The organism is Zobellella aerophila (assembly GCF_039539325.1).
Taxonomy (GTDB): domain Bacteria; phylum Pseudomonadota; class Gammaproteobacteria; order Enterobacterales; family Aeromonadaceae; genus Oceanimonas; species Oceanimonas aerophila.
This window is the reverse complement of sequence record NZ_BAABCX010000005.1, coordinates 50,911-73,710: the sequence shown is the minus strand read 5'-3', so window position 1 is coordinate 73,710 and position 22,800 is coordinate 50,911. Positions and strand designations below refer to the sequence as shown.

The following is a 22,800-nucleotide window of genomic DNA, read 5'->3' as shown; positions in this document are numbered from 1 at the left end:
GTTAATGGTGGCGGCGGGATATGGGGTTAATATGGTTTCAATACTAATTATTTTTCGGCAGATTACGCCAACGGGGCACACCCGGGTTACAGGAAAACGGCTCCGGCGGTATGCCCGCCGGGGAGCTGTGATTGACCGGACCCATGGCGCGGCCTGTTCTATCGGTTACCTGGAAGGGGATAGCAGGGAACGGCCGTCTCCTTATTCACGGATCCTGGCCTTGGTGGCGAGCAGCTCGCCCTTGCCGACCGGTACCAGGCAGCTGGTAAAAACGGGATCGGCGGCAACCAGCCGGGTAAACTCGGTCAGCTCCTGTTGATGCGAGAGCGCATTGTCGACCACCAGCAGGCCGCCGGGGCGCAGCACGGAGCGCAGGCCGGGCCACCAGCCGAGGTATTCGGAGCGCTCCGAGTCGAGGAAAATCAGATCCTGGGAGGCGGGCGCCAGCCGGGGCAACAGCTGCCCGGCGTCGATACAGTGCGGCTCGATGATCCCGGCCAGGCCGGAGGCGGCGAAATTCTCCCGGGCCATGGCAAATTTGTGCTCGGCGTATTCCACCGTGATCACCTTGCCGCCGGTGATGTGCGCTGCCTCTGCCAGCCAGAGGGTGGAGTAGCCGTTGGAGGTGCCTATTTCCAGGATATTGCGCGCCGCCGTGGCCTGTATCAATACCGACAGAAACTCGCCGGTATCCCGGGTGATATTCAGCATACGCCCGCTTCGAGCCTGGTTAGCGGCGTCGTTCTGCCGGCCAAATTGCTCCAGCTTTTGTTTCAGTTGTGCAAGCTGTGGATTCATACCTTTTCCTCTTGCTGTGCCCGCCGGCTGAAGGCCGCCGCTCCTGACCTGGAAACCCGGGATAAACCGCGTTCGGGAGCATGCGCCAATATCCGGGGTTCAATCATGGCTGTCCCGGCCCGCAATACGGCGGACATAGCCTGCTATTTGGCTATCAGCCTCCGCCAGGGCCCGGGTTTTGACTTTATCACCCATATTAAGGCCGCCGGCATAGATAAAGCGAATGTCGGTCAGGCCGATAAACGCCAGCAGGGTGGTTATATAGGACGTCTGATGGTCCGGTGCCGTGTCAGACAGCAGGCCGCCTCGCGTTATCAGCACCAGCACCGGCTTGTTCGAGAGCAGCCCTTCCGGCCTACCCGAGGTGTAGCGAAAACTAATGCCGGGCCTGAGGATGCGATCAAACCAGGCCTTGAACTGGCTGGGCATGCCGAAGTTGTAGGTGGGAATGGCCAGTACAATAAGATCATGTGCTTGCAGCTCTTCGAGCAGGGCATCGGAATCACACTGTGACGGTAATAGCTCCTTATCGGCACCCTCTTGCCACCAGCTGGAAAATTCGGGGGCCGTCAGATGCGGCAGGTTGTCTTTAACCAGATCCCGCTCGGTGAAGAGCGGGTTCACCCCGTGGTTTATCAGGTGATGCTTAACACGTCCGGCCAAGTGGGTGGAGCAGCCCTGTTCACCCATGATGGATGCCGTAACTATTAGGGTTTTCATCGTCATGCCTTTAATCGCGGTTATTTTGTTGCCGAGGCGGCCAGTGGCTTTTTATTGACGCCGTGCTCGACCGTGGGTGAGGAGAAGATGACCAGGCACATGCCGACCACCATGACCATGACGCCGGCAGTGCGGCCAAGGTTGATGGGACGGGCGGCAAGCCCCATCAGGCCGAATTGATCGATGACCAAGGCCGCCATCATCTGTCCGGCCATCACGCACACCATCAGCCCGGTAGCCCCCAAGCGAGGCGCCAGCATCAGGGTGGCGGTGAGATAAAATACCCCGACGATCCCCCCCGTCCATATCCAGGCCGGCATCTGCAGCGCCTGGCCAAAAGAAGGCGCGGGGGCACGCATGGCCAGCAGAACCGGCAGCACCACCAGCAGGCTGACCACCAGAGAGACAACGGTGGCCCACAGCGGGTGGCCCAGGGCCCGGCCGAGGGCGGCGTTGCTGGCGGACTGGAAGGGGATAAGGGCGCCGGCAACTAACGCGACGGCCATGGATAGCAGGGTCAGTACAGAATGATTCAAGGTCATAATATTGGCCACTTCAGGTAGCAGGAATGGTTGACAACAGGCTAGGTTATTCTGATATTGAATTGAAATTCTAGGTTTTAACTTTCGGTATTCGTTTCATGAATAATTTGCGGCGGATCGACCTTAACCTGATGCTGACCCTGCACGCCCTACTGAGCGAGAAGCATATTTCCCGGGCCGCATTGCGGCTGCACAAGAGTCAGCCCGCCGTGAGCCATGCACTGGCCCACTTGCGGCGCATCTTCGACGACCCCCTGTTGGTCCGGCGCTCCGGCAGACTTGAGCCGACGACCCGGGCCAGCGAACTGATGCAACCGCTGACCGATGCCCTTGAGCAGCTGGGGGCATTACTGGCGGCGCCGACCTTTATCCCGGGAGCCACCCAGCGCCTGTTTCGTTTCGGCATGTCCGACTATGGCTCCCGGGTCGTTTTGCCGGGACTGGTCAAGGCCATACGCCATACCGCGCCGGGCATTGATCTGGAGATCACCCAGGCCAGCCGGGAGCGCATGCTGATGGATCTGATCGATGGCGAAACCGATCTGGCGATGGGCGTCTTTCCATCTTTGCCGGCGGAGCTGATGGAACAGACCCTGTTCAGCGAGACCTTTGTCTCCGTCGCCGATCCGCGCACCCTGCCCGCCGGCGGCAGCCTGTCACTGGAGGCCTGGCTGGCCAGGCCGCATGTTCTGGTGGTGATGAAGGCGGGCCTCAACAACGAAATCGATCATGCCCTGGCCGCCATCGGCAAGGCCCGGCATATCAGCATTACCCTGCCGCACTGGAGCATGGCCCATGAACTGCTGCCGGATACCGACCTGGTTCTGACCATCGCCAGGCGGACCCTGAGCGAGCAAGCCATAGGCAACAGACTGGCCCTATTTGAGCCCCCCTTTGCCATACCGCCGTTTAACTTCCAGATGGCCTGGCACCCCCGCCGGGATAAAGACCCCGCCCATCGCTGGCTGCGGGATATGATCTGTGCTCGTTTCAGTAACGGGTTCGGCGGTAGTGGATAGGTTATTTCACCCGTGCAGCCTATTGATGGCAAGCCACCACCGCGGGCTCCCCTGCATCTTCAGACCCCTCCGTGGCTGGCGGTGCTGACCATTCGGATCCTTTTTCCTCGCACCGGGGATAAAAAAAGCTGGCCATGATGGCCAGCAAAACCCAGATGAAAACCCTTATTCCCGTTCAAACAACATGGAAATCCCCTGTCCGCCGCCGATACACATGGTGATGATGCCGGTATTGGCGTTTCTGCGCTCCATTTCATACATCAGCTTGACGGTCAGAATAGTGCCCGTTGCCCCCACCGGATGGCCAAGCGCGATGGCACCGCCATTGACGTTCACCCGCCGCTCATCGAGCCCTAGATCTTTCATGACTGCCAGCGCTTGAGCGGCGAACGCCTCGTTGATCTCATAAAGATCAACTTGATTGGCTTCCAGGTTGAACTTATTAAGCAGTTTTTTGGTCGCAGGCGCGGGGCCAAAGCCCATGATTTCGGCTTCACAGCCGGCCACCGACCAGCCACGGATGGTCAGGCGGGGCCTCAGGCCAAGCTCCAGGGCCTTGGCGCGTTTCATCAGTACCACGGCGGCAGCGCCGTCATTGATGCCGGAGGAGTTGGCTGCAGTCACACTGCCACCCTCCTTGAATGCCGGACGCAGGCTGGCGAGTTTTTCACGAGCAACGGCCCTGGGATGCTCATCGGTGTCGAATAACCTGGTTTCCTTACGGCCAGCTTTAACTTCTACCGGTATAATTTCGTCTTTGAACAGGCCGTTCTCTATTGCCTGTGCCGCTTTGAGCTGACTGGCCACGGCAAAATCATCCATTTCCTCACGGCTGATATTGAAGCGTTCAGCCACATTTTCGGCGGTCATGCCGTTGTGGTAGGGGCCTTCCGGCCAGGTCAGGATGGAAATCAGCCCGTCTTCGAGGGTGCCGTGGCCCATGTTGTAGCCGTAACGACCCTTGCGTACATAGAACGGCAGCTGGGTCATGTTTTCTGTGCCACAGGCTACCACGATGTCGGCCTGACCCGTCTGAATTTGCATCATGCCGTCAGCCACTGCCTGCAGTCCGGAGCCGCATTGTCTGTTAACGGAATAGGCGGTGGTTTCTTTGGGTAAGCCAGCCCTCAGCTGGCAAATACGGCCAATAAATCCACTTTCGGCGACCTGCCCCACATTACCCACTATCACTTCATTGACCATGGCCGGTTCTATCCCGGCGCGCACAACGGCCTCACGGATGGTGATGGCCCCCAGATCATGCTGGTGTACATCTTTAAGGCTGCCGCCCAGTGTACCAATCGCTGTCCTGGCACCACTGACAATGACGATATCGTCGTTATGTTTCATGTTTACTCCTGAAAACGGTGATAAATGATTCGTTAACTACTTGCCAAAGAAGAACTCTGGTAGCCAGAGGGTCAGCGCCGGGAATATATTTACCAGCAGCAATACCAGCAGCAGTGGTGGCAGGAAGGTTGCCGTATACTTTGTGACTTTTTCGACAGGCGTGTTGGAGACACTGCTCAGCACGAAAAGAACGGTGCCAAAAGGCGGGGTTAGGGTGCCGATGATCAGGTTGAGCACAACAATAATACCCAGCTGAATGGGGTCCATGCCGAAACCAATGGTCAAGATCGGCAAGATAATGGGAACCAGCAGGTTTATCGCAGCCACGGTTTCCATGAACAAGCCGACCAGCAGCAATAAAAGATTGAGGGCTAACAGGATGAGCAAGTAATTTTCTGTGGTCGAAAGTATCACTTGAGAGACGGTTTGTGGTACTTCCTTGCTCGTTAGTATCCAGGCAAACAGGTTGGCCGAGGCCACAATTAAAAGTACCTGCACGGATGTGACAACCGAGCTCATGACTGATGCCTTGAACGAGGCATAGCTGAAGTCTTTGTAAATGATGCTTAAGATAATGGCGTAACTGCAGGCAATGGCGGCAGATTCAGTCGGGCTAAATATGCCGGAAAAGATGCCACCGAGGATGATCACCGGAGCCATAAGAGACGGAAGGGCCCGGACAAAGGCAACCCAAATTGCTTTGCGGCTGGCTTTTTTTTCATCCGGACATTTCAGCCGCTCGCTGAATAGATAGATCATCACCATCAGTGACAACGCCATCAGAAATCCGGGAACAATGCCTGCGGCGAACAGGCGTTCGATGGATTGGGATGAGGCGATGGCATAGACAATAATCGCCATGCTGGGAGGGATGATTGGGCCGATAATGGAGGAGGCAGCCGTTACCCCAATGGACACCCGCTCACCATAGCCTTTCGCTCGCATGGCCTTGATGGTTGAAGCCCCAAGGCCACCGGCATCTGCGACGGCGGCACCGGACATGCCAGCAAAAATAACACTGGAGGTCACATTGACATGGGCCAGGCCGCCACGGATATGGCCCACGCATACGGCAGCAAACTCAAAGATCCTGTGGGTGATGCCACCGCTATTCATCAGATTGCCGGCAAATATGAAAAAGGGGATAGCCAAGAAGGTAAATGAGTTTACACCAGCAACCATTCGCTGTACGGCCGTGGTTTCTGACAGCGAAGGATCCAGGAATACATAAATAACAGAGGCTGCGCCTATAGAGAATGCAACTGGTATACCCAGCAGCATAAACAGAAAGAGCATTCCTATGAGTATTAACATCGCTCAGCCCCTTTTCGTGAAGATGTTGTAGATTTTAATTAATGAGATTAATGTAATTAAAGCGCCAGATACAGGGACAATAATATACAGATAAGACTGGCTGATATTAAGTGATGGGCTGCTAAAGAATTTTAGTCGTTCAGAGAAAACATAACCATAATAAGATAGGAAGCTTGAGAAAAATATAACAATCAATAGCTTTAGTGTCTCAAGAACAGCAATTGTTTTTGGGTTTAATTTTTTGCACAGGTAATTCCAGAAAGCATCCACCTTGATATGGTTGTCTGTTCTGAATAGATAGACAGTTCCTAGGAATGTCAGCCATACCAAGGCGTATCTGCTGAATTCAATTGGCCAATCAAGCGCTTGAGAAGAGAGCTCTCGGGTGACAATGTTTATCATCATTACTATAAAAATCAGTGCAAAGATAATGGCAGGGAGTGCCATTTCTATTTTTTTATAGATATTTATCATATCACCCTCTGACTTGGCTTGACATGTTGGGAGAGCTCCATGGTCGGCCGGTGAATAACATAGCCCCTCAAAATTAATGAGGGGCTAATTCGGCTATACATTGTCGCTCAGGCAATGTGTAATTATTTTATTTTGGAAATCTCGGCATAGAGATCTCCATACCCTGACCAGTTATCCTTGTAATTATCGGACATGGACTTGGTTTTTTCACGGAAGGCGTCACGATCTACGTTGACAATATTAACGCCTTTTTCTTTGAAGAATTCTATCGCTTTTTCATCATCCTTTTCAACCAGATCTGCGGTATACCGACCCATGTTTTTAAACACATCAAGCACAGTTTCTTTATCTTGGTTGCTTAATGACTGCAGAGAGTTATCGTTAATTACATAGTGAACGGCGGTAATCACATGGCCAGTCAGGCTTAGGTTGTTGCCAACTTCATAGAATTTCATTGCCTTGATCGAACCGAGGGGGTTTTCCAGGCCATCGACCATATTCTGTCTCATGGCTAAATAGGCTTCGGAGTAAGGGACAGGGGTAGGGTTACTACCCATGGCTTTGGCATATGCTACGGTAATGGCCTGCTCAGGTACGCGCAGCTTGAAATCGCTGAAGTCATCGGGGTTAGTTATTGGCTTATTGCCAATGACATGGCGAACCCCCCAAGTGCTGGAGCCCAGGATATGAGCATTAAACTGTTGGCGGAAGTCGTCGAATATTTTTCCAGCAGCTTCACTTTCGAAGAAGCGCATTAAGTGTTCATTATCTCTGAAGATATATGGCATTTCAGTTATAATGATGGGCTTGAAAATATTACCAAGCTGTCCCGAACCCACTTCAACAATGTCTACGCCGCCCACAACAACTTGTTCAAGCAGTTCTTGTTCTGAGCCAAGTGAACCAGATGGGAAAATTTTTATTTCAACCCGACCTTCAGTTTTATCTGCAACCCTGCGAGCAGCTTCTTCCGCGCTCTTATGCCAGGGATGGTTGACATCATATACATGCCCCAGTTTCAGAGTTTCTGCATAGGAATAACTAGAGATTAGTGCGAGCAGGGTAGAGGCGATGATTGTCTTATTCATAATCAAATATTCCTTTTTGTTAAAGCTCGATTGAAAGTACTAGCCATTAAATTCTCTTCAAGCCGGTCCGCGTTAAAATAGCTTGTTGTGTACTAAGCCATGTACCTAGATTAACAGAGTCTGTCACTAAAAATTTGAACGCGTGCACAGTTACAAAATTGAAACATAAGGCTACCTTTGTGCAAATACACAAGATGGAACCGTAACACTCTGGCGGGCATGCCGATCCCTCGCCAGAGGTGGCAGGTCAGTAAAACGGCGTTATGATTTTCCACTCAGGGGCTAGCCTGGGTGACGGAAGGTGATAGGTTGTGTATTTTGACAGCCACCAGTGTCGGAAGAGGCCGGCATGGTTAGGTGTGGGTCTTATCCGGCGGCGAGGATATGTTCAGCTGATGGTCTCGATCCACAGGTGCTTCCTGGGGTGCTCTTTTCTGTAACAATGGATGGCGATGGTCAGTTGTAGAAGGTCCAGAAATTGTAAAGGGTCGAGCTGGGTGATTTTCTTGATACTTGATAAACGGTAGGAAAGGGTGTTTCTGTGAATGCCTAGCTGGGTTGCTGTTTTACCCATTTCTGCATTGTTCTCGATAAATAAGTCCAGGGTTTCAACAAGCTGTTCTCCCTGGGCGTGTCCGATCAGGTTATTGGTGATTTTATTGAAAAAGCTTGCCAGGTAGCTGGTTTCCAGTTCCTTCAATAGACATAATACTGCCATGTCATTAAATCGATAGATTCTCTTTGCACTATCTACTTTTATTCCTACATCTATGACTGAGCGAGAAAAGATAATCGACTCTCTGATATCTAGTGGTGAGCCGGCCTTAATGCCAACACCAATTTTAAAGCTGCTCAATTGGCTTGAAATGGCCAGCTCTGCTTTATCTATAATAGTAGGTATTGAGGCATCGGCAGGGGGAAGCAGCAGCACTTCATTGTGATGTATCAGGATGACCCTGTCTGTGTCAATCGTAGAGGAGAGCTTACTCAGTAAAGAGTCGATGACTTCTCCCACCATCAGAGTACGAGTGTCTGTTTTTATAATGATAGGTACGGTTTCGGCAAGTAGAATATTGCTTGCCTCATTAATTTTATCGAGTGCTGACAAACCTCTCTCCTGGTCTCCATATTCAATAAACTCATTGACTAAACTGTCATTTACTCTTTTCCTCCAGTTTGCAGTATTTATCTCATGCGCTTGTTTTAACAGCAGCTCGGCGGTGAGAATGGCCAGCTCTGAATAACGGGCGATGATGACAGGGTTGCCACTAATACCGATTACAACGGCAACCTCATCTCCTATCATGATCGGATGATTAATACCGGGTTCCGTATTTTCATAGCGGGCGGCATCCGCATCATCATTGATGGTGATCCGTACGCCTCTCTTGATACTCTCAATGGCGGCACCGTGTTTCAGGCCAATCCGCTTGTGGTTGCCAGATGCGATGATAATGCCGTTGTTATCTATAACGTTAACATTGTGATGAATAATGGCCATGGATCTTTTGGCGATTTCATTAGCCAAGTCGGTATTGATTTTCATAAGTACAGCCTGTTGATAGCATTTTCATCGGGCATGAATAAGATGGCCCACCCTTAGGGTGTGACCGAGTTGCTCTGCCGCCATCTCCATCAGCGCTTCTCCATCTGCCATCGCCTCGGTCAGCTGCATTGGCTTTTGTATGATAGAACTCATAGCAAGGATATTTGGCAGTTCCAGAGGGTTATCCCGCTGATCGAGGGTACCGGCAAGGGCAACTACGGGTATTCCCTGTGTGGCCGCACGTTGAGCCACGCCGACCGGGACCTTGCCAAAAGCGGTTTGTTTATCGATCTTGCCTTCGCCGGTGATCACCAGATTACTGCCCGTAAGCACATCATCAATCTGAATGAGGTCAAGTACGACCTGGATCCCGGGTTTAAGAAGCGCATCGGTAAACCATATTAGGGCGGCTCCCATGCCTCCCGCCGCGCCCGCACCGGGAGTGTCGGTCGCCTGTTTGTTGACGCAGGCCTCTACGGTTGAGGCGTACTTGGCCATCGCCGTTTCTAATTCATCAAGAACGCCTGTGGTCGCTCCTTTCTGTGCCCCATAAATCATGGTTGCCCCCGAGCTCCCCAACAGAGGATTGCTGACATCACAGCATATCTCGATGACAACATCCTTTAGCAGGTGGGTCTGCTTGCTGATATCGACAAAGTATACCTCCTGCATATCGAGGGCCCGTGCCGGGGAGGGGAGTAGTCCGCCTTCCCGATTGTAAAAATCGACACCCAGTGCCTGAGCAAAGCCCATGCCTGCATCGTTGGTGGCACTGCCACCCAGCCCGATTATCAAGTGATTGCAGCCCGACGCCAAGGCATGCATGACCAGTTCACCAAGACCATAGCTGGTGGCGAGCCTGACATCGCGTTGCTCGATGGGGGTTAATTCAAGACCGCATGACTGCGCCATCTCAATTATCGCCATCCGGCCATGACGCAAGTAGGCGGCCTTCACCTTGCTACCATAGGGACCCGTGACATCGACATAGGTTAACTGTGCTTCGTTTAGGGTGGGGCAACTCTTCACTGTTGCTATCAATCCTTCTCCCCCATCGGCCACAGGCATGCAAATAATACTGCTGTCGGGCAGGGCCTTTTGCAATCCCCTTGCGGCTGCACTGCATGCCTGCTCGGCAGACATGCTTCCTTTGAAAGAATCAATGGCGACGACAATTTTCATCTTTACCTCAACATCCATAATGAATCAGCAGGAGCCAGCTGATACGGGCAGAAGGCTCCTTGGCTCAGTTACAGCACCATGCCACCGCCGACATTGATCACCTCACCATTGATATAACGAGCGGCATCAGAGGCAAGAAAAGCCACACATTCACCTACATCTTCCGGTTGGCCAGCAAAACCTGCCGGAATTTTAGATATCATGACGTCCCATACCTTTTCCGGAACGCCTCGGGTCATTGCCGTATCGATAAAGCCCGGACATATCGCATTTACCGTCACCCCTTTCCTGGCAAGTTCACGGCAGGCTGTTTTGGTCAGCCCCACCACGCCTGCCTTTGATGCCGCGTAGTTGGACTGACCCACATTACCCAGCCAACTGGCTGATGCGATATTGATGATTCTGCCCGATCCTTGTTCGCGCATCCTGATGGCCGCTTCCTGCATGCAGCGAAAGGTGCCTTTCAAGTTCACATCAATGACTTTATCCCAGTCGTCTTCACTCAGCTTATGCAGCATGGCATCACGGTTGATGCCCGCGTTATTCACCAGTATATCCAGCTTTCCATGGCTGCTTGTCACCGACTCGAAGAGATCGTCTATATCTTTTTTGTTGCCGACATTACACCGAAAAAAAGTGGCACTTATACCTTCATTTTTTAAACTATTCACAGCGGTGATGCCGCCATCATCATTCAAGTCAGCAATTACAACGGTTGCACCTTCGCGTCCCAGTACGCGGGCGATACCAAAGCCAATGCCTTGATTTGCGCCAGTGACGATGGCTACCTTCCCTTTAAGTTTCATCCTGTCCTCCTATGCAGCTTTAAGGTGTGAATATCTTTTCTGCCATGAGTGTCAGGTTCTCTGATATTAGAGGCCTGAAATCCATGAGTTGAAGTATATCTTTTTCAAGATCAATGCCGGGAGCTATTTCAATCAGCATGATTCCTTTTTCAGTCATCTCGAATACGGCCCGCTCGGTAACGAAATGCATTTTTTGCTTTTTCTCTATAGCAAGCTTACCGCTATAAGATATTTGGTTAACAGCGTTAACCAGTTTTTTTATTTCCCCTTCTCGGACTATGTTCAGCTTTCCATCATTCAGCTCTATCTCGAGCCCCTTGGTGGTAAAGGTGGAGCAAAATACAACATGCCTTGCATTCTGGGTGATATCAATAAAGCCACCCGCGCCTGTGCATTGTGGACCCAGCCTGGTGGCATTAACGTTCCCGTCCTGATCCAGTTCACCTGCCCCCATATAGGTGATGTCAACACCTGCGCCATTATAATAAAGCATCTGATCCTGATGGCTGATCATGGCCGATAGGTTGCGACCAATACCGAAATCGATACCGCCTGACTGAAGACCACCATAGATGCCAGATTCGACCGTAATAGTGACATCGTTTTCCATTCTTTCTTCTTTTACTATCTGTCCTATTACATCATTTGGTATGCCGGTTCCTAAGTTGATGATGGCGCCGGACTTTATAAACTCAACGGCTCTTCTGCCAATAAGCTTTCTGATGTCAAGCGGTGTTTTTGAGGTTTCCTGCTGAGGTGCTACGCGGATTTTTCCACAATAGGCCGGGTCATAATACCAGGAAGAAGTTTGACGGTGATCCTTTTCCGGATCATCACACACCACTATGTTATCAATAAAGTCACCGGGCACGACGACCGATTTAGGATCAAGGCTACCGCCTTCCACCAGATATTTCACCTGCGCAATGACCCTGGCGCCAAAACGTTTTGCCGCCAGTACCGCGGGTAGCACTTCCAGCTTCATGGCCTCTTCATCAGTGGTCAGGTTACCTTTGGGATCGGCGGAAGTACCACGGATGATCAACGTATCCAGAGGGATGGAAGGGTAGAAAAGGTACTCCTCATCCTTGAATGTCACCACCTCTACAATATTTTCTTCTGTGCAAGTGTTCATCTTGCCACCTTCGATTCTGGGATCGATGAAGGTGTTCAACCCAACCGGCGATAGTCTGCCCGGCAGGCCAGCAGCCATGGCGCTGTATAAATGCACCATTTGTCCCTGTGGCAGGCAGTAGGCTTCTACCTGATTGCCCGAGATCATCGCCATCCATTTGGGAGCCAGACCCCAGTGCGAACCTATAATTCTTTTTACCAGCCCGGGGTGAGCCAGATGCTGTATGCCTCTATTCCGGTCACTCTGACCGGCAGCATGAACCAGCGTCAGATTTCTAGGTGAATCCGTCTCGAGAAAGCGTTTTTCGATTGAAGATAATATGGACTCGGAGGCGCTGACCAGCGTCATGCCTACAGTACAAATGGTACTGTCATCACGGATAAGCTCGGCTGCTTCTTCTTTGGTAATAAATTTGCTTTTCATTCGCTCTCCTTTGATATGAGGTCGATCATGTCAAAGATACTTGTAGATATTTTCCTTAAGTGTTCTTTTACTGATTTTCCCATTGTTTGTTCTTGGCAAGCTATCCATGAATACTATTTTTTTGGGTACTTTGTATTTTGCCAGTTTGCTGCAAGCCCAGTCGATGATCTCTTTTGCTGTGATGGGGTGCTCTGGATCAGCAACAATAAATGCCATGGGCTCCTCACCATAAATTTCGCTGGGGTAAGGGACTAACGCTACTTCATTGATGCCTGGGTAGGTAGACAGTATATTTTCAACCTCTAATGAGTAAATTTTCTCACCTCCCCTGTTGATCATGTCCTTCAGCCTTCCCTGGATATAGATGTAATCATCGGGATCTATGTAGGCCAAATCACCGGTGTTAAACCAGCCATTGTCGAAGGACTCTTTATCGGCCTGGTTGTTATTCCAGTAAGATTTTATGACGACAGGGCCCCGGACCCAGAGTACACCGGTCTGCCCCTTGGACAGCACTTCTCCATTTTCACCTTTTATCTGGAACTCTACACCGGGAATGGCTTTTCCGGAGCTGCCACGTTTATGGTGATCTTTTACATCTTCAACAAAGATGCTGGCTGGTGAGCTGGTCTCTGACAAGCCATAAACTGGATGAATATGAGCGTTTTTGAAAGTGACTTTAATTGCCTCTATGGTGCCATTGTTAAGATGGCCACCACCGCAGGCGATCTTTTTAATGGAGTCTAAACTGTAGTTAACTTTGCTACTTTGTGCCTCACCGCAAAGAAGGATGAATACAGTGGGTGAACCATGCATAAAAGTGATTTTTTCTTTTTCTATGCACCTTAGAATATGGCTGGAATTGAATTTATTTTGTAAGTGAATACTCCCGCCAATATGAATAAAGAGACCAAGTATGGCGGCCAAGCCAGTGATGTGACCAATTGGCACAGCCAGTATGGTCGTATCATTTTCGGTTAATGAGAATGCTTGTTGATATGATACTATGCCATGCAGCAAGTTGCCGTGACTGATTAATGCCCCTTTTGGTTTTCCTGTCGTGCCAGATGTAAACATAATCACAGCGGTGTCATCGGCGCCAATATCAGGGAGGGTAACGGGAGTAAGAGGGATGCTCGATGTCTTTTCCCATTGGCTCAATACGATGAGTTGCGATTTAGAAGGTAATGAGTCTTTATACTTATCGATGTGGTCATCATGACACAAGATCAATGAAGGTATGATTTGTGTTACTAACGGAGCTACCTCATCGGATGTCAATTTGGTACTGACAGGGATGACGATGATGCCTAAGCTCATTGCAGCATAAAATACTTCACAGAATGATATCTCATTGCCAACGGCCAGAATGATTTTTTCGTTTTTTCGTAAAGCATATTTATGATGTAGCAGGCTGGCTACGGTTTTTACTCGTTGAAGAAAAGACCGATAGGTTATTTCCTGATCATCAATCACAAAGGCTACTTTATCTGGCCACCTTTGAGCGCTCAGCTCCAGGCTCTGATATAAGCTGTTGCATTGAAGTTCATGTGACATCGACTTTACCTCTTGCTGGCCATGATATGAATGACCGTCATAATCATTAACTAGCTGAAATCTTAGCCGGTTTGTAATTCATATCTGCGCGAAGGCTCACACAGATATTACTGAGTTTATTAAATCATGTTGTAAAAATGCACATAAGGGCCTCGAGCTGTTGATGATGCTCCTCGAGTGGTGGGCCGGGGTGGGGAACTCATGGTCACCTTAGGTAAGGCCGGGGTTTTGTCTGTCGTTTTCTTCCCAGCTAATGGGTCAATGCATGTCCTGTGACTGGGACCTGTATGGTAGCCGCTGCAGGAATGCATATGAAAAGGGTACGTACTGGCTGCCTCGTCTGGCAGAGGGGCGAGCACCCCCTAGGGTGTGTCCCGTTACTGTGTATTAATGTCGCTGAGGCTGTGTCGTTTCGAGGCAAGGCGCACACCGCGCAGTTTGGAGGTCCCAGATCAGCAGTAAGCAACGCCGCCACGGAGCGGCACAGCCTCAGCCTTTCGGGTCGCTCCCAAGAGGCCGCGTTCTGCGTTAGCAGGCTCAGGCTCACTATGCTTGCACCTGCTGCCTTGAGCGCCCCCTGTTGGGGGGCGACGAAATCATGAACAGTATCGGAACACACCCTAGGCGATGCTCAGGGCAACGGCGGGGCCTGCAGCGGTTCTCCATCGTAGCCGTGGATTTCCCCGAAGCGGCCGCTGTGGTCGTTCCAGTCCGCCAGGGCCTGGGCGATATCCTGCTTGCTGTGGCCGACGAAGTTCCACCAGATGAAAATGTCTTCATCGAGCGGCTCGCCGCCCACCAGCAGTACCCGCGCGCCCGGCGGCAGGGTGATGGTGACCTCGGCGCGATGGCGTCCGAGATAGGCCAGCTCGTTGACCGAGAAAGCGTCTTCCTGTATTTCCAGGCCGCCTTCCAGTACCAGGAGGCCGTATTCAAACTCCTCCCGGAGGGGGAGGCTGTAGCTCACCTGTCGGGTGGCGTACAGATCTATCCCTACCAGAGGAGAAAACGTCAGAGTGGGGGCCTTATGGCTCAGGTAGTCGCCCACCAGCAGGGTAAAATCGATGCCGTCCCGGGACCAGCTGGGAAGCCTGGGGTAATGGTCGAACCGGGGAGGTGTGTCTTTGTCGGCCTGGGGCAGGGCAATCCACAGCTGGGCGGCATGCAGCCGCCGCTGTCCTGGCACCGACTCCTCGGTATGGGAGATGCCGTGGCCGGCGGTCATCAGGTTCACCTGATGGGGGCGGATCAGCTGCTCGTTGCCGAGGCTGTCCCGATGAAGTACTTCGCCTTCCAGCATCCAGGTGAAGGTTTGCAGGCCGATATGCGGATGCGGACCCACCCGCAGACCCGGGCTGTTGTCCGCAAAGGCAACCGGACCGGCGTGGTCGAGGAAGCACCAGGCGCCGATCAGCCGCCGCTGTTGGGTGGGGATGGCGCGGGCCACCGGTATGCCGCCGACGTCGGCGGTGCGTGGCGCCAGGCGCTGGATTTGATGTTGCCCGTCCACCAGCGGGCATTCGCGGGACGAGCCGAAGCTCGCCGACCATTGGGTGTTGCTCATAAATCCTCCCGAAGCGGTTGCCGTCATTAAGGGTATCCCTGTCCGCTAAGGGTAGTGCCCTGGCGGACAGGTGCCCGGTTATTTACCCGCCGTCAGGGTGCTGTAGCTGGTGATCAGGTTGCGATAGTCGGGAATATGGTTCGCGAACAGGGTGCCCAGTCCCTCGATATCGTTGCGCCAGTCGCGGTGCAGCTCACAGGCTACGCCGAACCAGGTCATCAGCTGGGCGCCGGCGGCGGACATCCGCTCCCAGGCGGCATCACGGGTCAGCTCGTTGAAGGTGCCAGAGGCATCGGTGACCACAAACACCTCAAAGCCTTCCTCCAGTGCCGACAGCGCCGGGAAGGCCACGCACACCTCGGTCACCACCCCGGCGATAAGCAGCTGCTTCTTGCCGGTGACCTTGACCGCCTTGACGAACTCTTCGTTGTCCCAGGCGTTGATCTGCCCCGGGCGGGCGATATAGGGCGCCTCCGGAAACGTCTCTTTCAGCTCCGGCACCAGCGGGCCGTTGGGACCTTGCTCGAAGCTGGTGGTGAGTATGGTCGGCAGCCGGAAGTACCTGGCCAGATCGGCCAGCGCCAGCACATTGTTCTTGAACTTGTCGGGCTCGATGTCCCGTACCAGTGACAGCAATCCCGCCTGGTGATCGACCAGTAATACCGCGACATCGTTTTTATCCAGACGAACATAGGGCTTAGTCATGATCTTTCTCCTCATTGAACAACGTTCGTATCCGTGGGACTCGTGGACTCCCAGGTTTCGCCATTAGCGCAGTGAATCCGGGGTTTCGTTGTTTCTCACCACGTCTTGCGCCTTGGCATGACTCTCAATCAGCAACTGGTAGTTGGGGAAGACAGTGCTGTACGCTTCGGCCCATTGCAGGGCATCTTCCCGGTGCCAGGTTTTCTGGATTTCTGAACAGACCGCCGCAGTGTCAATCGGTACCACACCGGCCTGTACTATGCGGGCCAGGGTGATCTCCTGAGCCATCTTGGAATAGGTGCCGGAGGCATCAATCACGGCGAATACGCGGTAGCCGTCGTAAACGGCGCTGATGCTGGGGAAGGCCATGCACACACTGGTAATGGTGCCGGCGATGATCAGCGTGTTACGGCCGGTCGCCTTTACTGCAGCCACGAACTCCGGGTTGTCCCAGGCATTGATTTCCCCCTTGCGGGCGACATATTGCGCATGGGGCGCAAATTGATGTACCTCGGGGATGAGCGGGCCGTTGGGGCCCTGGGGCACAGAGGCGGTGGTGATCACCGGGATCTCCGCCAGGGTTGCGACCTTCGCCAGTGTGGTCACGTTGGCGCGCAGTTCGGGCATCGGCATGTCTTTGACCGTCTGGAACAAGCCGCTTTGGTGGTCAATCAGCAGCATCACCGCATCGGCGGCATCGATAACCGGTTTGGCATTGTTAAAATTAGCAGGACTTGTCATCTTGTTCTCCTTTGACTCATGGTCTTTTGGTGGCAGGCGGCGCTCTGGGGCATGATCCGCCACCGGTTTAACTCATGGCTCCGAAGCGACCACCGTTGAAGTCGGCGATCGCCTGGCGGATCTCGGCCTCGCTGTTCATCACGAAGGGGCCGTAGCCCACCACCGGCTCCTGCAGGGGCGCGCCGCTGAGCAGCAGCAGCGAGGCGTCGCTGTTGGCTTCTATGCTGAGCCGCTCGCCCTTGGAGTCGAACATCACCAGCTGCGCCTCGCGGGCAAGGGTGGTGCCGTTGACCTGTACCGAGCCGTGCAGCACGATCAGCACCGTGGTCCAGGTGTCCGGCAGCGTGAATGCCTGATAGCCGTTCCGGTTAAGGCGCAGATCCCATACCTGCATCGGCGAAAAGGTACTGGCCGGCCCCGGTTGCCCGCCAAACTCCCCGGCGATCACCCGCAGCAGGCCCGCGTTTTCGGGCAGCGGCACGACCGGGATATCCTTGCTTTCAATTGCCTGATAGCCGGGCTGGGTCATCTTGTCTTTGGCCGGCAGGTTGACCCACAGCTGGACCATTTCAAGGACGCCGCCGGTCTGGGTGAACGCCTCGGAATGGAATTCCTCGTGCAGGATGCCCGCACCCGCCGTCATCCACTGCACATCACCCGGACCTATCACGCCGCCCTTGCCGGTGGAGTCGCGATGGGCCACTTCCCCTTGGTAGACGATGGTGACGGTTTCAAAGCCCCGGTGAGGGTGTTCCCCGACGCCTCTCGGGCGAGGCCCTGCCGTAAACTCGGCCGGGCCGGCGTAATCCAGTAACAGGAAGGGGCTGAGCTTCTCGCCACTGTCCTGGTAGGAAAACAGTGAGCGCACGGGAAAACCATCGCCTACCCAATGGGAATTCGGTGCGCTGTACACGCCGCTGACTCGTTTGATCATGTTTCCTCCTGGTGTTGAGCACTGCCGATGAAATCAAGTGTATGAATGGCCCGGGGAGTCGGGTAGATGGTAAATTTGAGCAACAGTGTTCTATATGGTGAACGGTGAGCCGATCATGCAGGATCTCAACGATCTTTATTATTATGCGGCCGTGGTTGAGCACGGGGGCTTTGCCCCGGCGGGGCGGGCCCTGGGGGTGCCCAAGTCGAAGCTGAGCCGGCGTATCGCCCTGCTCGAAGAGCGGCTCGGAGCCAGGTTGCTGCATCGTTCCACCCGCCACTTTTCGGTGACCGAGGTTGGCCAGACCTTCTATGCCCATTGCAAGGCGATGCTGGTCGAGGCGGAGGCGGCGCACGAGGCGGTGGCGCTGACCCAGGCAAAGCCCTGTGGCGTGGTGCGATTGACCTGTCCGATAGCCCTGCTCTACGCGCATATCGGGACCATGCTGGCGGATTTCATGCAGCTCTACCCCCAGGTTACAGTGCATCTGGAGGCGACCAACCGGAGTGTCGATCCGGTGGGAGAGGCGATTGATGTGGCGATCCGTGTTCGTCCGCCTCCCCTGGAAGACAGTGAACTGGTGATGCGTATCCTGGCGGATCGGGGCCAATGTCTGGTGGCGAGCCCGGGACTGCTGGCTCGTTGCGGCACCCCTAGGGGGCCGGGGGATCTTGGCGCGCTGCCGAGCCTGGCGCTCGGTGTTCCACAAGAGCTCTATTCCTGGGAGTTGTGCGGCCCCGATGCTGCCCACGCCCAGGTTCATCACCAGCCCAGGTTTGTCACCACCGATATGATGGCGTTGCGCACGGCCGCCGTCGCCGGGGTGGGGGTGGTGCAACTGCCGGTGATGATGGTGAGCCGGGAACTGGCCGGCGGCAGTTTGGTTCGGCTGGTGCCCCGATGGCAACCGCCGCGGGAAATCATTCATGCGGTGTTCCCGTCCCGGCGCGGGCTGCTGCCCTCGGTACGGGCCCTGCTCGACTACCTGGCCGAACGCTTTGCCGGGCTGGATGAGGATTAGCCACCCCGCTGGGCAATCTCTTCAATTTCCACGATCTTCGATCTGCTGATGACGATTTTCCAGCGCTGGATCAGCGGCGGCAGCTCGCCCTGTACTTCCCGGGTAACCAGGTTGATCTGGTAGCGTTTTTCCACCGCCGTCCGGGATACCTGACCGTCATTGAGTTGGTAAACACGATGGGAGCCTTTCTCCATCAGCTTCGACAGCAGGCTGAGATCCAGTTGCAGGGTTTCCCGGGTCTGCTCGTAACCGCTGAGGAAGCGGGTGGGCAGCATGCGGGAATGGCTGCCATAGTGCATGATGATTTCCTCCCGCTGGCTGACGGTGGCCCGGCGGGCGGTCCTGATCTCCTCATCCAGCCGGGAGGAGCGCATGTAATCGAACCATTCCAGCTGGCGGCCGACCAGATGATTGCTGTGCACATCAAAATACTGCCGGCGCCACTTGGGGCGGCCCTTGCGCAGCCAGCGCCACAGGGTGTTGCGCAGGTCGTCCTTGAAGATCTCCCGCAGGGCATAGAGCACGCCCAGCGCCAGGATCACCATCAGCGAGATGCCGCCCAGGGTTTCGCGTACTTCATAGGCGGTGAGCGACACCGAGGTCATTACCACGGCGGTGACCAGCCCCTTGAGCAGTTTCTGCTCGCCGCCGCCCAGCTCCCGGGTTTTTTCCTTAAGGGTGACCGGATATTCGATCAGGCGGCGCAGCAGGCGCATCTTGTTGGAGACTCGCGACAGCCCTTCCGTGGTATGCACCGAGTTGTATTGCAGGGCGTCCCTGTGCTGGCGTTCGACTTCACAGACGCCCAGCAGCTGGTCTTTGATGGCCTTGTAGTCGGCATTGCGGGGCAGGTAGGCGACCAGCGACAGCAGCCTCTGCTCGGTGAACCAGGACAGGTAGTTGTCGATGTTGGCGTAATACTTGAGCAGGGTCTCGTCCGTCGGCACATTGCGCCTGAGTCGCTTGAGGATATCCTGGGAGAGGGCGATGAAGTCTTCCACCTCTTCCCGGTTGCCGTTCTCCTTGCCATTGCGCAGTTCCCGGCTGGACTGCTCCAGTCCGACCACATACTGGTAGGCATACAGGCTGAGGCTGAGGCGGTACTGCTCGGTGGCCAGCTTGTCCCTGCTGGCCAGCCGGCTGTGCACCAGGGGCAGATTCTGCCGGTCGCTGAAGTAGGTGCGTTTCACATGAATGGCATTGTGGTAGAACTCTTCTTCCGGTACCACATGGGTGTTCAGGCCTAGCTCGCCGGGGATAAACAGGTAGAGATCCAACTTGTGGGTGGTTGCCTCCCGCAATACCCGGGAGATCTTGATATTAAAACCGTCTTTCCGCTCGACAGTGATCAACGATCATGGCTCTCCAAAAAACAAGAGTAATAACAATATATTAAATTGAAGGCGCTGGTAAGTGCCAGGGACCGCCTCAGAGGGCGCCCCGGCTGTCATGCGGTCAGTCCAGGGCCTGGCCACAGCCCCGGTAGCGGTTGCCGTCCAGCTCGATGTTGACCCGGGCGGGCAGGTGCTCACCGCTCATATCATCGGTGCAGGCTTCTTCGGTGATGGTCACGCTGATCTGATGGGCCTCGGTGGCTACCCGATAGCGGGTCTGGCGGGCCGCCCGATCTGTCTCGGCGTCGAAAACCGGCACGATCAGGGTGTTTTCACCGTAGTTGTAGCTGAAGGAAAGCTTGTCACCGGCGCTGATCTCCAGCAGCCAGCCGGGTTCGTTACCGGTGGCGCGGAAGCTCACACCGCGCAACCTGGCGTCTTCCCGGATGCCGGCGCGCCTGTCTTCCCGGCAATTCTGGTAGTTGAGCTCACCGACTTCCAGCATGGCCTGTTCGCCTTTGTTCCAGATCATGGCATAGTCGTTCTGGTAGCGGGCACCGCTGGCGGAGACGCTGTGGGGCAGCACCTGATAGGGAAGGTTGAAGCTGTCCGGCAGCCACAGGCCGAGCTCGTCCTTTTCCTGATCGTACTGGGTGACAAACTCGAACGCGGCGCCGTTTTCCGGTGAACAGCGATAGACCCGGGTCGTCGCCGAAGGGGACGGCCGCAGGGCCCGGGCGTCTGAAACCTGTTTCAGCATCAGCTCCACCTGGTCGGTGGGCTGACCCTGGGTCAGTACGCCGTAGTAGCTGTCCGTGGTCCACATCAGCCGGCCCTCTGCATCGCGGATCTCTCCGCGCACCGCGTAGCGGTGGGCCTGATTTATGGCGTCGCCATCGTAGCTCAGGCTGAACGGCAGCGGCACCTGGCGGCCCTCGGTGACAAAGGTATGTTCGGCCAGCTGGGTGGCGGGGGCATCGGCCAGGCTGACATCCAGCAGGGTGACTTGTACCCGGGCGTCATCCGGCAGGGCGATGCGCTGCTGGTAGGTCAGGGTGCCGGTGAGGGTTTCCTGCTCGCCGGCCGCGTCGGGCTGCTCGTCCGAGCAGGCGGTCAGGATAAAGGCAAACAGCAGTGCCGGGGGCGCGAGGCGTATGGTCATCATTGGTTATATCCCGTGCAAGGCCCATCCCTGGGACATAAGTCTGATCGATACTATTCAGTATGGGCTGCAAACAAGCCCTAGTGTGGGTGGCTTAGTCTGAGTCTTAAATCAGCGATATAGTGGCACGCACCGTTGAAAAAAGACAATGATCCTTCCCAATCCTGGGTTCCGACGGCACCGAAACCCCGGTGTTTGCGCCATGAACTGACCGATGCTCATATCATTGAACGGGCAATAAAAAACCCCGCTTGCGCGGGGTTTTGGATCTCAAGAGGATAGCGATTTATTGCTGGGAGTCGGTCAGGGTCTTGCCCTGCTCGGTCCAGAATTGCTTGGCGCCCTCGTGCAGCGGGGTCACTATGCCCATGGTGCCGGAGTCGATATTCATGGCGGTGGCGGCCTGGGACACCGAGGACATGAACTTCAAGCCCTCGTCAGAATAGATTTCCTTCAGGCTGTTGGACACCTGCTCCGCCGACAGATGGCGGCCAGCCACCCAGAGGGCCGAGTCCTGTACCGTGCTCACGTCGTAGTCCACCCCCGGGTAGGTGCCGGCGGGTATGGTCACCTGGGTATAGTAGGGGTGATCTTCGAACAGGAAACCCTGCTTGGCGGCGGCAAAGACCTGCAACAGGCGGATCTTGTTGCTGGACGCGGCCTGGATGACGGAGGCATTGGGGAAGCCTGCGAACACCCATAGCGCATCTATCTGGCGGTCGCCCAGCGCCGAGGCGCCTTGGTTATAGCCGATATACTGGGGTTTGATGCTGTCCCACAGACCCACGCCTTCGAAGAAGCGCTGGGCAGAGGCGGCGGCACCGGAGCCGGCTGGGCCGACCGCTATATTTTTACCGGCCAGCTGGGATACCTCTGTGATGCCGGAGCCATCCAGCACGATCAGGTGGGCCGGGGCGCCATAGAGATAGGAAAGGGCCTGGACGTTGCGGTATTTACGGGTGTCTTCGGTGAGCTTGCCCTTCTGGCCCAGGTAGATGTCACCTGAATAGACGATGCCGAAGTCGGCGTCCTTGGAGTTCACCCGGCGCAGGTTCTCCACCGAGCCGGCCGAGGCCATGTTGGACACCTCGACCCCTTCCAGATTACGGGACAGCCGGGTGGCGATGCCGTTGGAAAAATACTGGAAGGTGCCGCCGTCGGGGCCGCCGGAAAAGGCCAGGCGTTCGGCGGCTTGGCTCGGGGCACTGAGCCCAAAGCCTGCGACGGCCACCATGGTGGCGGCGAGCATGGTCTTGGACGGTTTGAACAGTTGCTTTAACATCATGGTTGTTTCCTCTTTGTAATGGTTTTTCTCGCGGTCTTCCCTGGAGAAAGTTGAGCGGCGGTCAGGCTCGCTCGGATACGGTCCACGCCGGAATCCGGGT

General features: G+C 54.7%; 21 protein-coding genes. 2 read left to right on the top strand and 19 right to left on the bottom strand.

What is annotated here, in order from left to right:
• Positions 1 to 201 precede the first annotated feature (201 nt).
• The 3 genes from ABD806_RS15200 to ABD806_RS15190 all read right to left on the bottom strand — a co-directional run bounded on the left by ABD806_RS15200 (position 202) and on the right by ABD806_RS15190 (position 2,060).
• Positions 202 to 798: an O-methyltransferase gene (locus tag ABD806_RS15200; protein ID WP_344959550.1), complete on the bottom strand. Its 597-nt coding sequence runs from the start codon at positions 796 to 798 to the stop codon at positions 202 to 204.
• Positions 799 to 897: 99 nt separating this feature from the next.
• Positions 898 to 1,518 (bottom strand): FMN-dependent NADH-azoreductase, encoded by a 621-nt coding sequence (locus ABD806_RS15195; protein WP_344959548.1) that lies wholly within the window; start codon positions 1,516 to 1,518, stop codon positions 898 to 900.
• Positions 1,519 to 1,538: 20 nt separating this feature from the next.
• Complete coding sequence (locus tag ABD806_RS15190; protein ID WP_344959546.1) at positions 1,539 to 2,060, bottom strand: DMT family transporter; 522 nt, start codon at positions 2,058 to 2,060, stop codon at positions 1,539 to 1,541.
• Positions 2,061 to 2,158: 98 nt separating this feature from the next.
• Between ABD806_RS15190 and ABD806_RS15185 the strand changes: the two genes are divergently transcribed.
• Entirely contained in the window at positions 2,159 to 3,079 is a 921-nt protein-coding gene (locus ABD806_RS15185) for a LysR family transcriptional regulator (RefSeq protein WP_344959544.1), read from the top strand.
• Positions 3,080 to 3,244: 165 nt separating this feature from the next.
• Here ABD806_RS15185 and ABD806_RS15180 read toward each other — a convergent pair whose 3' ends face one another.
• From ABD806_RS15180 to ABD806_RS15120, 13 genes are all read right to left on the bottom strand, one after another.
• Complete coding sequence (locus ABD806_RS15180; protein WP_344959542.1) at positions 3,245 to 4,429, bottom strand: thiolase family protein; 1,185 nt, start codon at positions 4,427 to 4,429, stop codon at positions 3,245 to 3,247.
• A gap of 36 nt (positions 4,430 to 4,465) precedes the next feature.
• Complete coding sequence (locus tag ABD806_RS15175) at positions 4,466 to 5,743, bottom strand: TRAP transporter large permease (protein WP_344959540.1); 1,278 nt, start codon at positions 5,741 to 5,743, stop codon at positions 4,466 to 4,468.
• Positions 5,744 to 5,746: 3 nt separating this feature from the next.
• Positions 5,747 to 6,217, bottom strand: a complete 471-nt coding sequence (locus tag ABD806_RS15170; protein WP_344959537.1) for a TRAP transporter small permease — start codon at positions 6,215 to 6,217, stop codon at positions 5,747 to 5,749.
• A 122-nt stretch (positions 6,218 to 6,339) separates the two neighbouring features.
• Complete coding sequence (locus tag ABD806_RS15165; protein WP_344959535.1) at positions 6,340 to 7,305, bottom strand: sialic acid TRAP transporter substrate-binding protein SiaP; 966 nt, start codon at positions 7,303 to 7,305, stop codon at positions 6,340 to 6,342.
• Positions 7,306 to 7,693: 388 nt separating this feature from the next.
• The gene (locus ABD806_RS15160) at positions 7,694 to 8,851 is read right to left on the bottom strand and encodes a CdaR family transcriptional regulator (RefSeq protein WP_344959533.1); all 1,158 of its coding nucleotides are present in this window, start codon (positions 8,849 to 8,851) and stop codon (positions 7,694 to 7,696) included.
• 24 nt (positions 8,852 to 8,875) lie between these two features.
• Entirely contained in the window at positions 8,876 to 10,033 is a 1,158-nt protein-coding gene (locus tag ABD806_RS15155; protein ID WP_344959531.1) for a glycerate kinase family protein, read from the bottom strand.
• A 68-nt stretch (positions 10,034 to 10,101) separates the two neighbouring features.
• Positions 10,102 to 10,839: a 3-oxoacyl-ACP reductase FabG gene (gene fabG, locus ABD806_RS15150; RefSeq protein WP_344959529.1), complete on the bottom strand. Its 738-nt coding sequence runs from the start codon at positions 10,837 to 10,839 to the stop codon at positions 10,102 to 10,104.
• A gap of 19 nt (positions 10,840 to 10,858) precedes the next feature.
• Positions 10,859 to 12,397: an acyl CoA:acetate/3-ketoacid CoA transferase gene (locus ABD806_RS15145; RefSeq protein WP_344959527.1), complete on the bottom strand. Its 1,539-nt coding sequence runs from the start codon at positions 12,395 to 12,397 to the stop codon at positions 10,859 to 10,861.
• 30 nt (positions 12,398 to 12,427) lie between these two features.
• The gene (locus tag ABD806_RS15140; RefSeq protein ID WP_344959525.1) at positions 12,428 to 13,954 is read right to left on the bottom strand and encodes a class I adenylate-forming enzyme family protein; all 1,527 of its coding nucleotides are present in this window, start codon (positions 13,952 to 13,954) and stop codon (positions 12,428 to 12,430) included.
• A gap of 631 nt (positions 13,955 to 14,585) precedes the next feature.
• Positions 14,586 to 15,518 carry a pirin family protein gene (locus ABD806_RS15135; protein ID WP_344959523.1) on the bottom strand — a complete coding sequence of 311 codons (933 nt, stop codon included), beginning with the start codon at positions 15,516 to 15,518 and terminating at the stop codon, positions 14,586 to 14,588.
• 78 nt (positions 15,519 to 15,596) lie between these two features.
• A complete protein-coding gene (ycaC, locus tag ABD806_RS15130) occupies positions 15,597 to 16,223 on the bottom strand; it encodes an isochorismate family cysteine hydrolase YcaC (RefSeq protein ID WP_344959521.1) in 627 nt (208 codons plus the stop codon).
• 63 nt (positions 16,224 to 16,286) lie between these two features.
• Positions 16,287 to 16,964: an isochorismatase family protein gene (locus ABD806_RS15125; protein ID WP_344959519.1), complete on the bottom strand. Its 678-nt coding sequence runs from the start codon at positions 16,962 to 16,964 to the stop codon at positions 16,287 to 16,289.
• Positions 16,965 to 17,031: 67 nt separating this feature from the next.
• A complete protein-coding gene (locus ABD806_RS15120; RefSeq protein ID WP_344959725.1) occupies positions 17,032 to 17,895 on the bottom strand; it encodes a pirin family protein in 864 nt (287 codons plus the stop codon).
• A 97-nt stretch (positions 17,896 to 17,992) separates the two neighbouring features.
• Here ABD806_RS15120 and ABD806_RS15115 point away from each other — a divergent pair, with 97 nt between their 5' ends.
• Positions 17,993 to 18,919, top strand: a complete 927-nt coding sequence (locus ABD806_RS15115) for a LysR family transcriptional regulator (RefSeq protein WP_344959517.1) — start codon at positions 17,993 to 17,995, stop codon at positions 18,917 to 18,919.
• On the opposite strand, the gene ABD806_RS15110 is transcribed toward ABD806_RS15115, so the two are convergent.
• The 3 genes from ABD806_RS15110 to ABD806_RS15100 all read right to left on the bottom strand — a co-directional run bounded on the left by ABD806_RS15110 (position 18,916) and on the right by ABD806_RS15100 (position 22,700).
• Complete coding sequence (locus ABD806_RS15110; protein WP_344959515.1) at positions 18,916 to 20,271, bottom strand: hypothetical protein; 1,356 nt, start codon at positions 20,269 to 20,271, stop codon at positions 18,916 to 18,918. The two genes, ABD806_RS15115 and ABD806_RS15110, sit on opposite strands and share 4 nt — an antisense overlap.
• Positions 20,272 to 20,374: 103 nt before the next feature.
• On the bottom strand, positions 20,375 to 21,418 hold the full coding sequence (locus ABD806_RS15105) for a YbaY family lipoprotein (protein ID WP_344959513.1): 1,044 nt from the start codon (positions 21,416 to 21,418) through the stop codon (positions 20,375 to 20,377).
• A 283-nt stretch (positions 21,419 to 21,701) separates the two neighbouring features.
• Entirely contained in the window at positions 21,702 to 22,700 is a 999-nt protein-coding gene (locus tag ABD806_RS15100) for a TAXI family TRAP transporter solute-binding subunit (protein WP_344959511.1), read from the bottom strand.
• Positions 22,701 to 22,800 lie beyond the last annotated feature (100 nt).